12 protein-coding genes are annotated in these 14,162 nt (G+C 69.8%); 8 read left to right on the top strand and 4 right to left on the bottom strand.

What is annotated here, in order from left to right; genetic code table 11:
• The first annotated feature begins 24 nt into the window (after window positions 1-24).
• The gene (locus tag ACIBQX_RS32005; protein ID WP_397011071.1) at window positions 25-1,029 is read left to right on the top strand and encodes an amidohydrolase family protein; all 1,005 of its coding nucleotides are present in this window, start codon (window positions 25-27) and stop codon (window positions 1,027-1,029) included.
• 159 nt (window positions 1,030-1,188) lie between these two features.
• Here the strand turns inward: ACIBQX_RS32005 and ACIBQX_RS32000 are convergent, their stop codons facing one another.
• Window positions 1,189-1,359 carry a hypothetical protein gene (locus ACIBQX_RS32000; RefSeq protein WP_397011069.1) on the bottom strand — a complete coding sequence of 57 codons (171 nt, stop codon included), beginning with the start codon at window positions 1,357-1,359 and terminating at the stop codon, window positions 1,189-1,191.
• A 21-nt stretch (window positions 1,360-1,380) separates the two neighbouring features.
• On the opposite strand from ACIBQX_RS32000, the gene ACIBQX_RS31995 reads away from it, so the two are divergent.
• From ACIBQX_RS31995 to ACIBQX_RS31970, 6 genes are all read left to right on the top strand, one after another.
• Window positions 1,381-2,409 carry an ABC transporter ATP-binding protein gene (locus tag ACIBQX_RS31995; protein ID WP_397011067.1) on the top strand — a complete coding sequence of 343 codons (1,029 nt, stop codon included), beginning with the start codon at window positions 1,381-1,383 and terminating at the stop codon, window positions 2,407-2,409.
• Window positions 2,399-3,427, top strand: a complete 1,029-nt coding sequence (locus ACIBQX_RS31990) for an ABC transporter ATP-binding protein (protein ID WP_397011065.1) — start codon at window positions 2,399-2,401, stop codon at window positions 3,425-3,427. Before ACIBQX_RS31995 ends, ACIBQX_RS31990 begins: the two co-directional genes overlap by 11 nt.
• Window positions 3,424-4,383 (top strand): ABC transporter permease, encoded by a 960-nt coding sequence (locus ACIBQX_RS31985; protein ID WP_397011063.1) that lies wholly within the window; start codon window positions 3,424-3,426, stop codon window positions 4,381-4,383. Before ACIBQX_RS31990 ends, ACIBQX_RS31985 begins: the two co-directional genes overlap by 4 nt.
• Window positions 4,380-5,396: an ABC transporter permease gene (locus ACIBQX_RS31980; protein WP_397011061.1), complete on the top strand. Its 1,017-nt coding sequence runs from the start codon at window positions 4,380-4,382 to the stop codon at window positions 5,394-5,396. Before ACIBQX_RS31985 ends, ACIBQX_RS31980 begins: the two co-directional genes overlap by 4 nt.
• 160 nt (window positions 5,397-5,556) lie before the next feature.
• The gene (locus tag ACIBQX_RS31975) at window positions 5,557-7,152 is read left to right on the top strand and encodes an ABC transporter substrate-binding protein (RefSeq protein ID WP_397011059.1); all 1,596 of its coding nucleotides are present in this window, start codon (window positions 5,557-5,559) and stop codon (window positions 7,150-7,152) included.
• Between the two features lie 157 nt (window positions 7,153-7,309).
• Entirely contained in the window at window positions 7,310-8,833 is a 1,524-nt protein-coding gene (locus tag ACIBQX_RS31970; protein ID WP_397011057.1) for a nitrilase-related carbon-nitrogen hydrolase, read from the top strand.
• Here the strand turns inward: ACIBQX_RS31970 and ACIBQX_RS31965 are convergent.
• Window positions 8,830-9,840, bottom strand: a complete 1,011-nt coding sequence (locus tag ACIBQX_RS31965; protein ID WP_397011055.1) for an AraC family transcriptional regulator — start codon at window positions 9,838-9,840, stop codon at window positions 8,830-8,832. The two genes, ACIBQX_RS31970 and ACIBQX_RS31965, sit on opposite strands and share 4 nt — an antisense overlap.
• 61 nt (window positions 9,841-9,901) lie before the next feature.
• Entirely contained in the window at window positions 9,902-10,330 is a 429-nt protein-coding gene (locus ACIBQX_RS31960; RefSeq protein ID WP_397011053.1) for a hypothetical protein, read from the bottom strand.
• Between the two features lie 254 nt (window positions 10,331-10,584).
• Between ACIBQX_RS31960 and ACIBQX_RS31955 the strand changes: the two genes are divergently transcribed.
• A complete protein-coding gene (locus ACIBQX_RS31955) occupies window positions 10,585-13,536 on the top strand; it encodes an MGH1-like glycoside hydrolase domain-containing protein (protein WP_397011051.1) in 2,952 nt (983 codons plus the stop codon).
• 3 nt (window positions 13,537-13,539) lie between these two features.
• Here the strand turns inward: ACIBQX_RS31955 and ACIBQX_RS31950 are convergent, their stop codons facing one another.
• Window positions 13,540-14,133: a DUF305 domain-containing protein gene (locus ACIBQX_RS31950; protein ID WP_397011049.1), complete on the bottom strand. Its 594-nt coding sequence runs from the start codon at window positions 14,131-14,133 to the stop codon at window positions 13,540-13,542.
• Window positions 14,134-14,162 lie beyond the last annotated feature (29 nt).

The raw sequence follows: 14,162 nt of genomic DNA, 5'->3' as shown, positions 1-14,162 counted from the left end.
GAGCATCGACCCGGGAGGTTCGAAATGCTTGTCGACGCCCACGCCCACCTGCTTCCCCACGACTATCCGGAAGACGCCCCCGAGTGTTTCCCGCGCATGGAGCCGATCGACGGCGACACCGCTCGCCTGCACCTGTTCGGCGCCTCGCGGTTCCGCGCCCGGGACGTGTTCTTCGACGCCGAGCGCCGGATCGAGGCGCTGGACGCCTCCGGGGTGACCACCGAGGTGATCACGCCGATGCCGCCGCTGCTGCGCTACGACCTGCCGGCCGCTGACGGCCTGTCGCTGGCGCGGCACGTCAACGAGTTCACCACGACGCTGTGCGCCACCGACCCCAAGCGGCTCATCGGCTTCGGCATCGTGCCCATGCAGGACCCCGAGGCGGCGACCGCCGAGCTGGCGGCGATGCGTGAGTCGGGCCTGATCGGCGTGGAGATCGCCTCGAACATCGCGGGCGTCTCCATCGGCGACGAGCGCTTCCTGCCGTTCTTCGCCGAGGCCGAGCGGCTGGACATGCCGATCTTCGTGCACGCCCTGCCGTCCCCGACCGACCGGCTGCCCCGCTCGGCGATGGGCACGTACGTCGTGGGTCTGGAAGGCGCGCTCGCCGCGGCTTCGCTGATCACCGGCGGCACCGCGGAGAAGTGCCCGAACCTGCGCATCTCCTTCAGCCACGCGGCAGGCGGATTCCCGCTCATGGTGCCGCGCGCGCAGTACTTCTGGGGCGGCACCTGGAACGAGGAGCCGCCGATCCCGGACAAGGCCATCGCCCACACCGAAGGCCCGTCACCGCTGGACTACGCCCGTCGCTTCTACTACGACTCGATGGTCTTCGACCGGCGCGCCCTGACGTACCTGATCGACCTGCTCGGCCACGACCGCCTGCTGGTCGGCTCCGACTACCCGGCCATGGAGCGCGAGGAACCGGCAGGCCGTACGCTGCGCTCCCTCGACCTGCCCGAGGCCGTGCTGACCGACATCACCTGGCACAACGCCTACCGCTACCTGGGCATCGACCCGCCCGGCTAGCCCCTGCGACATCCCCCTTGGCGCGGCGGGCACCCGCACCGAGGGGGATCCACCATCACAGCCCCGCAACAACCAGACGACGGCCCTCCGAAAGCTTTTCGCAGGGCGAAAGGGATATGGCGGCCCCCATACCCGCAGCGCATAGTGGCGTGACAGGAATCACACCCGATGAGGTGCGGCGATACGCCGCGCGCCGCCGGGCCCACCGGCCCGGTACGCGCACGAGCTCGGCGGGCTGGTCGTCAGATCGCCGCCGAACACGGCGATGAACGCGCACTCGTTCCTCGCACCCATGCCGGCCTGGAACAGGCGGACCGCCTTCCCCAGCAACTCCCCGATGACGAAGGAGCGATGACGGTGCCGTCCCCACCGCTGCTCGAAGTGAATGATCTATACGTCCAATTTCCCACTCCTACCGGCCCGGTGAACGCCGTCGCCGGTGTGTCGTTCACGGTCTCGGCCGGTGAGACGGTCGCGGTGGTGGGCGAGTCCGGCTCTGGGAAGAGCGTGTCGTCGCTCGCGCTGCTCGGACTGCTCGGCTCGGGCAAGATCTCGTCGGGCTCGGTCCTGCTGCGCGGCGACGAGCTCGTCGGGGCCGACCGGGAGAAGCTGCGGAAGCTGCGCGGCGCCGAGATCGCGATGATCTTCCAGAACCCGATGAGCTCGCTGGACCCGCTGTTCACGATCGGTGACCAACTGATCGAGGCGCTGCGCGTGCATCGGCCGATGTCGCGTCGCGCCGCCCGGGTTCGCGCCGTCGAGTTGCTGCGGGAGGTTGGGCTGCCGGACCCGGAACGGCGGGTGCGGGCCTATCCGCACGAGCTCTCCGGCGGCCAGCAGCAGCGGGTGATGGTGGCGATCGCGCTGACCTGTGAGCCGGCGCTGCTCATCGCCGACGAGCCCACGACGGCGCTGGACGTGACGGTCGAGGCACAGATCCTGGAGCTGCTGCGCACCATGCAGCGCGACCACGGCACGGCGTTGCTGCTCATCACCCATGACATGGCGGTGGTGGCCGAGATGGCCGACCGGGTCGTGGTCATGTACGCGGGGCAGGTGGTGGAGCACGGGCCGGTGGAGGACGTGCTACGCGACCCGCGGAACCCGTACACCAAGGCTTTGATCGATTCGATTCCGACGCCGGCGACGCCGCGGGACAAGCCGATGCCGGCCATCGCGGGCAATGTGCCGACACCGGCGGCGGCGCCCCCGGGATGCCGGTTCCACCCTCGCTGTCCCTCGGTGCACGACCGGTGCTCGGTGGACGCGCCCCGGCTGTACCAGCTGGGAGAGACGCGGGCGAGCCGGTGCTGGACGCATGACACCGAGCCCTCGGACTCGTCCGCGGCGACCGTCGAAGAGGTGCACCGTGTCGGGTAGCGAAGTGTCGGTGGCGTCTCCCGAGATCTCGGACGAGCAGGCGACCCCGCTGTTCGAGGCGCGTGACCTGGTCAAGCAGTTCCGGTCGCGGCGGACCGTGGTGCAGGCGGTCAACGGCGTCTCGCTGAAGATCCCGCGCGGACGCACCGTGGGGCTGGTGGGGGAGTCCGGCTCCGGGAAGTCCACCGTCGCCCGGCTGGCCCTGCGGCTGCTCGACCCCACCTCCGGCGAGGTGAGCTTCGACGGCGTCGATCTGCTGCGCGCCTCGCGGGGCGAGATGCGGGCGCTGCGGCGGCGGATGCAGATCGTGTTCCAGGACCCGCTCGGTTCCCTGAACCCCCGGATGCGGGTGCTGAGCGCGGTCGGCGAGCCGCTCACCGTGCACGGGATCGCCAAGGGCAAGGACAAGGCCGACCGGGTGGTCGAGCTGCTGGAGCGGGTCGGTCTCAGCTCGGGCGACCTGTACAAGTTCTCCCACCAGTTCTCCGGCGGGCAGGCACAGCGCCTCGGCATCGCGCGGGCGCTCGCCACCGACCCGGACCTGATCGTCTGCGACGAGGCCGTCTCCGCGCTCGACGTGTCGGTGCAGGCCCAGGTGCTGAATCTGCTCAAGGAGCTGCAAGCCGACCTCGGGCTGTCCTATCTGTTCATCGCGCACGATCTCAACGTCGTGCGGTACATGGCCGACGAGGTCTGCGTCATGTACCTCGGCGAGATCGTGGAGCGGGGCGACGGCGACGAGCTGTTCGCCGACCCGCGGCACCCGTACACCAAGATGCTCGTCTCCGCCGTGCCCGAGTTCGCGCCTGAGCTGGCCGACGGCCGTGGTCGCCGCTCGATCCCGCGGGGCGAGCCCGCCAGCCCGAGCAACCCACCGCCGGGGTGCCGGTTCCACCCCCGTTGTCCGCAGGCGATGCGGCGGTGCCGAGAGGACGCGCCCACCATGCACCGAATTTCGACCGGCCGCACGGTGGCCTGCCACCTGTTCGACGCCGAACGGGAAGTGAGCGAGCGATGATCGGCTACACCCTGCGCAGGCTGGGATTCGGCGCGGTGGTCATGTTCCTGGTCACGGTGTTCGTGTTCGTGATCATGCGGCTGGTCCCCGGCGACGCCGTGAGCCTGCAGTTGCAGGACACCGGGGTGAGCAAGGCGGAAGCCGACGCGCTGCGCGCGGAGTTCGGGCTGGACGACCCGGTCTGGGTGCAGTTGTGGACCTGGCTCGGCAACGCCGTGCAGGGAGACCTGGGCACGTCGTTCTACAGCGGGGAGTCCGTGGTCGACCTGTTCCTGGCCAGGATCCCGGTGACCGTGCAGCTCGGCCTGATGGCGATGCTGCTCGGCGCGGTGCTCGGGCTCGTGGTCGGCGTCATCGCCGCGGCGACCCGGGGCTCCCTGATGGACGGCGCCCTGCGGCTGTTCGCGGTGGCCTTCCTGTCGGTGCCGAACTTCGTGGTCGCCCTGCTGGTGCTGACGGGGCTCGCGATCTGGTTCGCGTGGTCGCCGCCGATCGTCTACACCGGGCCGGGCGAGGACTTCGTCAGCTGGGCCCAGCAGATCGCGATCCCGGTCATCGCGCTCGGCACCGGCGGCATGGCCTCGGTGGCCCGGCTGACCCGGTCGTCGATGCTGGAGTCGCTGGGGTCCGACTACATCCGCACGGTGCGCGCCAAGGGCGTCCGTGAGCGGGTCGTGATCGCCAAGCACGCGCTGCGCAACTCGACGATCGCGGTGCTCACGCTGCTCGGGCTGGAGCTGGCCACCGTGCTCGGCGGCACGGTGATCATCGAGCGGATGTTCTCGCTCCCCGGCACCGGACAGCTCATCTATCAGGCGGTGCTCGACCGGGACTATCCGGTGGTGGTGGCCTGCACGATCTTCTACGCCGGCCTGTTCATCATCACGATCATTCTGATCGACCTGCTGTACGCGCTGGTCGATCCGCGGATCCGCTCCGGGAAGGCGCTGTCGTGACCCAGAAGCAGACATTGACGGATGAGGCGCCGGCCGTGCGATCCGCGCCGAAGCCGCCCCGGCCGCCGCGCCGGGTCGGCGTGCGGCAGGTGCTCAAGGCGCTGCGCACGTTCGTGCGCTCCCAGCCGCTGGGCGCCGCCGCGTTGCTGCTGATCTGCTTCTTCGTGTTCGTGGCGGTGTTCGCGCCCCTGGTGGCCCCGTACGATCCGGTGGAGCAGTTCCGCCGGGACATCCTGGAGCCGCCGTCCGGCACGTACCTGTTCGGCACCGACGACCTCGGCCGCGACGTGCTGAGCCGGACCATCTACGGCGCCCAGACGTCGTTGATCATCGGTGTCGTGACCACGAGCGTCAGCCTGGTGCTGGGCACCACGATCGGCGTGATCTCGGGCTACTTCGGCCGTGCCCTGGACGTGGTCGTGCAGCGGCTGATGGACGCCGTGCAGGCCGTCCCCGGCATCGTGCTGCTGCTGTTCATCGCGGTGATCCTCGGGCCGTCGGTGCGCAACACGATCATCGCGCTGACCGTGGTGATCACACCCTCGTTCAACCGGATCGCCCGCGCCGAGACGCTGCGGGTCCGCCAGGAGCCCTACGTCGAGGCCGCCAGGGCGACCGGCGCGCACGCGCCACGCATCCTGGCCCTCCATGTGCTGCCCAACCTGCTGGCCTCGGTGCTGACCCTGGGCAGCCTGATCTTCGCCGGCGTGATCATCGCGGAGTCGGCGCTGAGCTTCCTCGGCATCGGCGCGCCGCCGCCCACCCCGTCCTGGGGCCTGATGCTCTCCGAAGGGGTGCGCTATGTCGAACGCGCCCCCTGGCTGATCATCGTCCCCTCCATCGCGCTGTCCATCGCCGTCTTCAGCTTCAACCTGCTCGGCGACGCGCTGCGTGACCATCTCGACCCACGCCTGCAGCGGCGGGCCATCGACCGGGTCACCGGGCTGTGGTGGGGCCGGCGCATGCTGTCCCGCCTGGCCCCGAGCCTGTCCCGCGCCACTGAGAAGAACTAGTCACTGACATACCCGGTAGGCCGATTCCCGGCCGTGCCCCCGGACCCCCCGCGCTGAAGCGCTGATCTATTGGAGGCAGGAGCATGAGAAGCTCAGGGAAGGGACGGACCGCCTTGACCAAGGCGATCCACCCCGTGGCGATTTCCGTCCGGGAGTCAGCGTGAAGCGCCGTCCGCTGCTGGCAGCAGCACTCGTCGCGGCGCTGGCCCTGACCGGTTGTGGCGGCGGTGACGACACCGGGGGCAGCACCGACAAGGGTGCGGCGGCTCCGGTCGGCGCTCCCAAGCCGGGCGGCACGGCCGTGCTCCACCTCCCCTCGGAGATCACCAACGGGCTGAACCCGCTGATCAGCAGTGACCCGACGCTGAACACGCTCCTTTCGGGATCCGTCTACGGCAAGCTGCTGGACATCAAGACCGGGCCCGACGTGAAGACGTGGGAGCTGGTGCCCGATCTCGCCGAGTCCTGGGAGGCCTCCGAGGACGGCAAGACCTACACCTTCAAGCTGCGCAAGGACGTGCGCTGGCACAACATCGCGCCGGTGAACGGGCGCGCGTTCGTCGCCGACGACGTGGTGGCCACCTTCGAGGCCCTGAAGAAGGCCACACGGGTGCACCAGTGGATGATCGAGCCGGTCACCAGCATCAAGGCGACGGACGACCACACGGTCGTGTTCAAGCTGAAGAAGCCGTACGCTCCGATGCTGGACTACCTCGCCTACCACTTCAACATGATCCTTCCCAGGGAGGGCGTCGAGGGCAAGTTCGACCTGGCGACCCAGGCGATCGGGACCGGCCCGTTCATGCTCGACAAGCACACTCCCGACGTGGAGTGGGTGTTCAAGAAGAACCCTGACTACTACGTCAAGGGCAAGCCGTACGTGGACGTGATCAAGCGCCCGATCATGTCGGACGTCGCGGCCGTCACCGCCGCGCTGCGCAGCGGACGCCTGGACTTCGGCACCACCAGCGACCAGAACGTGGCCAAGCAGCTCGCCGAGCAGGGCCTCAAGGTCGCCGAGACGCCCGGCGCCCCGGTCAGCTTCTTCATCAACCCCAAGGTCGAGCCGTTCGACGACCTGAAGGTGCGGCAGGCCGTCGCGCAGGCCATCGACTGGGTCGGGATGGGCGAGAACATCCGCGGCAAGTTCAACCTGACGTCACTGGTGCGGCCTGACACCAGCGCCGCCGCGCTGACCCGCGACGAAGTCCTGAAGCTCCGGCCGTACGACCCCGAGAACGCCAAGAAGCTGCTGGCGGAGGCGGGTCTGCCGAACGGGTTCGAGACGAAGCTCATGGTGCAGCGCGTCGACGACGAGGACGTCCGCGAGGCGCAGTGGATGCAGGAGGACCTGGCCAAGGTCGGCATCAAGATGGAGCTCGAAATGGTCGACCCGGCCACGGGCATCGACCGGCGCCGTAGCCACGACTTCCCGATGGCCAAGGCGCTGCGCGGCGTGCACCTGCCCGACCAGGTGTGGCGTGACTTCGAGAAGGACTCGCTGGAGAACTACACCTCGATCGACGATCCCGAGCTGTACAAGCTGCTCGCGGAGTCGCGCGCCGAGCAGGACGAGGACAAGCGCAACGAGATCTACCGCACGATGCAGACGCGGATGGAGACCGAGATCGTCCAGGTGCTCTACCCGATCCAGAAGTTCGACTACGGCATCACCAACGCCCGGGTTCAGGGCCTGTACGAGAGCCCGATCTACCAGGGCAAGCGACTCGCGGACATGTGGCTGAACGAGTCGTAGGCCATCCAGTCCGAAGCGGTGGCCACCGGGGTCCTCCCGGTGGCCGCCGTTCGTCGTGCGCGTCTCGGTCATGGAACAGGAGAGTCCGGGTCACAGCCTCCCAGGTCACGCCGCCGTTAGCGTCCGACTGGAAGCTTCGACGGCAGGGAAGGTCGAGATGGACACACAGACGGTCGCTCCACCGAGCGTGACGCCGACGGCGCCGGACGGGGACAGATGGCGCTGGGCGTGGCTGGGCGTGGGCACGGTGCTCTGGCTGTTCGCCGTGCACGGCCGCTTCGACATCGCGGTGGCGGCCTGGCTGTCGCCCGTCTTCCTGCTGAGGTTCGTCAGGACCGGTCCGGCGGTCAGCGGACTGCTGCTGGTGTGGGTGGCCTCCGCGCTGGCGGGCGTGTTCTGGATGGTTGAGACCGCCGTGCCGATGACGCCGATCACGGTGGTGGGGATCATCGGGCTGGGCACCCTGACCGTGCTGCCCTACGTGGCGGACCGGCTGGTCACGCCGGGGGCGCGCACGCTGGTGGGCCTGCTGCTGTTCCCGGCGGCGCTCGCGGCCTGCGAGTTCGCGATGACGCTCATCAGCCCGTTCGGCACCGCGTTCGGCGTGCCGGCCGCGACCCAGCACGGCAGTCTCGCGTTGCTGCAGGTGGTGGCCGTGACCGGCCCCTACGGCGTGGGATTCCTCATCGGCTGGTTCGCCACGGTGGTGAACCACTTCTGGGCGAACCCGCGCAGGGCGGGCAGGGTGCTCGGCTCCTTCGCCGCCGTGCTCCTGGCGCTGCTCCTGGCGGGCGGGGCCCGACTGGCGTTCTTCGCGCCGGACGGCGACCGGGTGCGGGTCGCGGGCATCAGCCCGGACACCTCCGTCACCAGCGAGCTGCGCGGCGCGATCGGCGCGGACGTCACCCCGCAGCAGATGGCGGGACGGGACCAGGCGGCGGTGCGGGCGGCCTTCGGCAAGGTCAACGCCAACGTGCTGACCCGCACCCGGGAGGCCGCGCAGGCGGGCGCGAAGATCGTGATGTGGTCGGAGCAGGCGGCCAACGTGCTGCTCGCCGACGAGCCGGCGTTCCTCGGCCAGGTCGCCGCCGTCGCCAGGGAGAGCCGGATCTACCTCCAGGCCGCCGTGAACCTCTACCTGCCGCAGGCGCCGTACTCGGCCAACCGCGTCTACCTCTTCGACCCGTCCGGCGAGCAGGTGTGGGTCTACAACAAGACGCACCCGATCCCCGGCTTGGAGTTCTACCCAGGAGGCGACGGCGTGGTGCCGGTCGCGCGGACGCCGTACGGACGGCTGGCCACGGTGATCTGCTTCGACGCCGACTTCCCCGAGCTGATGCGGGTGGACGCCGACATCATGATCGTGCCCGCCCGCGACTGGGCCGAGATCGGCCCGGTGCACAGCCAGAAGGCGCAGTCGCGCTCGATCGAGAACGGGTACGCGATGATCCGGCAGGGGGAGTTCGGCGTGTCGGGCGCGTTCGACCAGCAGGGCCGGACGCTCGCCGCACACGATCACGGGGGCACGGACCAGCACGTCGTGTACTCCGATGTGCCCACGCGCGGCACCGCCACCGTCTACCGCGTGATCGGTGACACGTTCGCCTGGCTGTGCATGGCCGGGACCGTCGTCGCGATCGGCCTGGCGGTGCGCGAGCGGGGCGCCCGCCGGAGCGGCTAACCCCCGCTCGTCAGGGAGTGCCGGTACTCGCCCGGCGGGCTGCCGACCCAGCGCGTGAAGGCCCGCCGGAACGCGCTGGGCTCGGAGAACCCGAGCCGGTACGAGATCTCGTCGATGGACTCCCTGCCGTGCCGCAGGCCGTCCACGGCGAGGTCGCGGAGCACCTCCTCCCGCACGTGCTGGAACGAGGTGCCCTCCTGCCGCAGGAGGCGGCGCATGTGCTGGACGCTGATCGACAGCCGGGCCGCCACCTGGTCGGCCCGCTCCCTGTGGGTCAGGTCGCCGCGTTCGAGCACCTTGCGCACCCGGTCGGCGGTCGTCGTGCCGTAGTCGCGATGGTTGATCAGATCGCTCGGCGACCTGCTGATGTAGCTGATCAGCTCCGGCTCCTCCCGCACGACCGGGGCGCTCAGCAGGCGGGCGGGGAAGCTGATCGACGCCACCGGCGCGTCGAAGGACGGCTGCCTGCCGAAGATCGACGTGTACTCGGCGCTGTAGTCGGGCTCGGCGAAGGGCATGTCCAGCCCCGTGAGCGGGAGCCGCTGTCCCACCAGCCAGGCCGAGAAGCGATGGACGAAGGTGAGCATGAGCTCGACGGCGAGTGGCCGCACCTCGTCGGCCGGCTCGGCGGCGATCTCGATCCGGCAGGTGTCGCCGTCGACCACGAGGCGGCTGCGTGTGTAGCCGGTGGTGATCGATGCGAACGTGACCAGCCGGTCGAGCGCGGCCCGCAGGTCAGGCGCGTGGATCAGGCCCAGCGAGATCATGCGGAAGGTGCCCTGGGGCACCGGCCGGGGCCCGAGGCGGAGCAACTCGTCGCCGGTGAGCCGCACCAGGACCCGCATCACCGCGACCGTCTGCTCGCAGCCGAGCCGGGTCACGCCGGGACTGGTCAGCTCGGGCCACAGCGGCAGGTCGCGCATCTCGCGCCGGACGTCGGTCCCCGCTGTCTCCGTGGAGCCGATGGCCGATCGGACGAACTGGATCGCAACGCCGCACTCCGCCATAAAGCACTCCTTGCCGTGCTGGCGACGCTAGCAGACGCCCGTCCTCTCGCGGCACGCCTGACTAGTAGATGCGGTACTTCTTGCCGCAGTTGTCGAACTTGCCGGCCCAGCAGGTGTAGGTGTAGACCTTGCCGATCCCGTGGCCGCTCCAGGAGCCGACCTTCTTGCCGTCCCAGGCGTGGTTGAACTTGTGCCAGGAACCGTTCTTGTAGACCTCGAACCACACCCAGCCCTTCTTGCCGCCGAACTTGTCCACCCCGTACCACTTCGTGAACACCTTGCCATGGCTCTTCCACGTCTTGCCGAAGGTGTACGCCTTGTGATCGCCGGAGAAGAACTTCCCCCACTTGACGATGGTGGCGGTGCTTGCGGTGCTTGCGGTGCTTGCGGTCGTGCTGGCCTGCGTGGCCGCCTGAGCGGCGGGAGCGACGGCGAGACCGGTGACGGCCATTGAACCGGCCAGAGCGGCGATCGCGAGGGTCTTACGCATTTCGGGTTCCTCCCCCAGTTGGTGCTTTCCGACAGCACGAACGTTACGGAGAACCCCAGCGATCAACTGTGGAGGAATCCACACATGACATGTGACCGACGCCACATCAGTATCTTGCTAAATCAAACCGAAGTGGTCAATATCTGATGGGAAACAGTCACATCCGGTCGGCCTGGCGATCGGATGTGACCGAACGTCTGAAGGTGACCATGAGAAACAGGGCCGTAGCGCTCGCCGCCGTCGCGGTGTTAGCCATGACCCCCCTTGCCATCACGACCCCCGCCGAGGCCACCGGGGCGGGGCTCCCGTACCCGGAGGTGGGCAGGGGGACCCACATCCTGGACCACGACGCCCTGCTCACCGGCCACGCCGAGCCGGAGTGGTACAAGGCCAACATCCCCTTCCTGGAAGTCCCGGACCGGGAGATCCAGGACGTGTACTACTACCGGTGGAGCACCTACAAACGACACCTCCGCTACACCGACACCGCGACGGGCCACATCCTCACCGAGTTCCACAACGCCCCCGGCTACTCCGCCCCGCTGGGCGGTATCGTCGCCGCCGCCGGTCACCACATCTACGAGGGCCGCTGGCTGCGCGACCGCCGGCCGGTCGACGACTATCTCCGCTACTGGCTGCGCGGCCACGGCGCCGGCCCCAAGCCCAAGACGGACTTCCTCAACGAGGACACCGACGACTGGGCGCACCAGTACGGCTTCTGGGCGGCGGACGCGGCCTACCAGCGCTCCCTCGTCACGGGCGACACCGAGCTCGTCAAGAGCCTGCTCCCCGACCTCATCCGCCAGTACGACAAGTGGGGCCATCAGTACGACGAGAAGCTCGGCCTGTACTGGTCGGTGCCCGTGTGGGACGCGATGGAGTACACCGCCTCCTCCTACGAGAGCGACCCGGCCGACCCGTACCACGGCGGGCACGGATACCGGCCGACGTTGAACGCCTACCAGTACGGCGACGCCAAGGCCATCGCCGCCATCGCCCGCGCCCAGGGCGACACCGCCACCGCCCGCCGGTTCGAGCGGCGGGCCGAGGAACTGCGCACCGCCCTGCACCGCTGGCTGTGGGACCCGGAGCGGCAGTTCTTCTACCACAAGGCCCGCGCCGACCTGGACCCGCAGCAGCGGCTGGTGTCCAGCCGCGAGCAGATCGGCTTCGTCCCCTGGATGTTCGGCATGGCCGACCCGGGGACCGAGCAGGCGTGGAGCCAGCTCCTCGACCCGCAGGGCTTCGCCGCGCCGTACGGGCCGACCACGACCGAGCGGCGCAGCCAGTGGTTCATGCACGACGCGCTGCGGGGCTGCTGCCGGTGGAACGGGCCGAGCTGGCCGTTCGCCACCTCGCAGACGCTGACCGGGATGGCCAACCTGCTCAACGACCGCGATCAGACGGTGGTGGACAACGACGACTACTACCAGGTGCTGCGCGGGTACGCGCGCAGCCAGTACAAGGACGGCCGGCCGTACGTCGCCGAGGCGCACCACCCGGACGAGCCGCGCTGGATCTACGACGGCCGGGGGCACAGTGAGCACTACAACCACTCGACGTACAACGACCTGGTGATCAGCGGCCTGATCGGCCTGCGCCCGCAGCCGGGGAACCGGCTGGTGGTGAACCCGCTGGCCCCGGCCTCCTGGGACCACTTCGCCCTGGAGAACGTCCCCTACCGGGGGCACAACGTCACCGTGCTGTGGGACCGCGACGGCACCCGCTACGGGCAGGGCGCCGGCCTGCGGCTGTACGTGGACGGGCAGCGGATCGCCTCCCGGCCGACCCTCGGCGAGCTCACCGCGCCGATGCCCGCCTCCGTCCCGGGCGACGGGACGCCGGCGATGGCGAACGACGCGGCCAACCCGCACGGGAGCGGCCACCCCCGGCCGTTCGCGTCGTACACCAACGGCATCGACAGCGTGTGGGACACCGTGGACGGCCGGATCTACTACGACGACGTCCCGCACAGCCGGTGGACCAACTACCGCTCCCCGAACGCCCAGGACCACCTCGGCCTGGACTTCGGCGTGCCCACCGAGGTCAGCGACGTGCGTTTCCACCCCTACGACGACGGCGGAGGCGTACGGGCGCCGGCCGGATACCGGCTGGAGCACTGGGACGGCGCGGCCTGGCAGGAGGTGCCCGGCCAGCGCCGCACCCCTCAGCGGCCGGCCGGCAACGCGCTGAACCGGATCACCTTCCCCGCGCTGACGACCACCAGGCTCCGGCTGGTGTTCGACAACCCGCAGGACGCCTACGTCGGCGTCGTCGAACTGCAGGCCTGGTCGCCCTCCACCGACGACGCCCGGCTGACCGTGACCCCTGGCGAGCAGGTGACCACCGTGTTCACCAACACCGCGGCGACCCCGGCCACGAACGTGCGGGTGAGCCTCGCGGTGCCGCCCGGCTGGACGGCCCGGCCGCACGGACCGGCGGGCGCGGCCCGGGTGCGGTCCGGGGGCGAGCTGACCGTGCGCTGGACGGTACGGCCCCCGGCGGGCGTACGACCGGGCGGTTACCCGGTGCGGGCCTTCGCCCGGTACGGGTCGCCCGGCCGTCCGAAGCGGGTGTCCAGCACCTACGAGCAGTTCGCCGTACCCCTCGATCTGGCCGCCTTCCCGCAGGTGGACGTCGCCGACGCCTTCGACGCCGACACCTCCGCGAGCTACACCGCCTACCAGCCGTCCGGCGGGGAGGCCAGGCCGGAGATCGCCGTCGGCGACGGACGGTTCGCCGCGACCGGTCCTGGGCCGTACTTCGCCCTGGTGGCCGGACCGGGACCGCTACCGGACGGTGACGCCGTCAGCGTGCTGACCGCCGGCTCGTTCGCGGGCCACGGCCGGCCGGAGGACAGCGTGTTCGTGGGCTGGGTGAAGGACGCGTCCACCTACGTGACCGCCTGGTACAACCACACCCGCCAGGTGTCCGGCCTCAACGTCAGCGTGAACGGCGACCTCCTGCCCCTGGCGGGCGACGCGCCGCTGACTCTGAAGCCCGGCGACCGCTTCGCGCTGGTCCTGACGGGTACCGCCATCACCTCCTACGCCGAGACCGGAGGCGGGTGGCGGGAGCTGCGCACCGCCGACCTCGGCGACACCCTCGCGACCGCCCAGGCCAGGCAGGGCTACCGGTACGGCTTCGGGCTGCGCGGCTCCAGCGGCACGATCGGCGTCGACGCGGTGGAGGGCAGGAGGCGCTGACGGTCAGTCCAGGTGGGTGGCGATCTCGGCGATCTGCCGGCGCTGGCCGGTGAGGAGCTTGCCCGCGAGGTCGAGGGTGGGCTGATGCTCACCCTTGGCCTGGACGTTCTCCACCATCACGATGCCGTGGCCGAGGTGCGTGGACAGCAGGGTCAGCCAGGTGCGGTCGAATTCGGCCCCGGACTGCCGCGCCATCGTGGCCATCTGCTGCTGGGACAGCATGCCGGGCATGCTGTGGGTGCTCTTCGCGTTCTCCTGCGGCACCTGCGCCTTCCAGGACTGCAGCCACTTCGTCATCTGCCTGATCTCGGTCCGCTCGTCGTCGATCAGGTGCTCGCTGACGGCCAGTACGTACTCGTTGCTGGTCCGCGTGGCCACCAGTTCGGCCATCTGGATGGTCTGCTGGTGGTGGGGGATCATCTCCTGGGAGAAGCGGACGTCGGCGTCGTTGTGGGACGTCGAGGTGTTCACCGCGGCGGCAGCGGCCGGGATGGGGTCTCCACTGGCGGGCGCGCAGGCGGTGAACAGTGGGGCGGACAGCACCACGGCCACCGCCGCGAGCCTCGTACGTGGCGGACACCAGGCGCTCAGTGGCATGGATCGCCCCTCTCTGCTGGACGGCTACT

The sequence above is a fragment of the Nonomuraea sp. NPDC049714 genome (assembly GCF_044465295.1).
In the GTDB taxonomy this organism is placed as follows: Bacteria; Actinomycetota; Actinomycetes; order Streptosporangiales; family Streptosporangiaceae; genus Nonomuraea.
Note: the sequence above shows the minus strand (reverse complement) of the source record. Positions and strands in the feature narration are given on the sequence as shown.

Coding starts and splice junctions, on each gene's coding strand:
- ACIBQX_RS32005 (WP_397011071.1), top strand. CDS start 25: ATGCTTGTCGACGCCCACGCCCACCTGCTTCCCCACGACTATCCGGAA.
- ACIBQX_RS31995 (WP_397011067.1), top strand. CDS start 1,381: ATGACGGTGCCGTCCCCACCGCTGCTCGAAGTGAATGATCTATACGTC.
- ACIBQX_RS31985 (WP_397011063.1), top strand. CDS start 3,424: ATGATCGGCTACACCCTGCGCAGGCTGGGATTCGGCGCGGTGGTCATG.
- ACIBQX_RS31970 (WP_397011057.1), top strand. CDS start 7,310: ATGGACACACAGACGGTCGCTCCACCGAGCGTGACGCCGACGGCGCCG.
- ACIBQX_RS31965 (WP_397011055.1), bottom strand. CDS start 9,840: ATGGCGGAGTGCGGCGTTGCGATCCAGTTCGTCCGATCGGCCATCGGC.
- ACIBQX_RS31960 (WP_397011053.1), bottom strand. CDS start 10,330: ATGCGTAAGACCCTCGCGATCGCCGCTCTGGCCGGTTCAATGGCCGTC.
- ACIBQX_RS31955 (WP_397011051.1), top strand. CDS start 10,585: ATGACCCCCCTTGCCATCACGACCCCCGCCGAGGCCACCGGGGCGGGG.
- ACIBQX_RS31950 (WP_397011049.1), bottom strand. CDS start 14,133: ATGCCACTGAGCGCCTGGTGTCCGCCACGTACGAGGCTCGCGGCGGTG.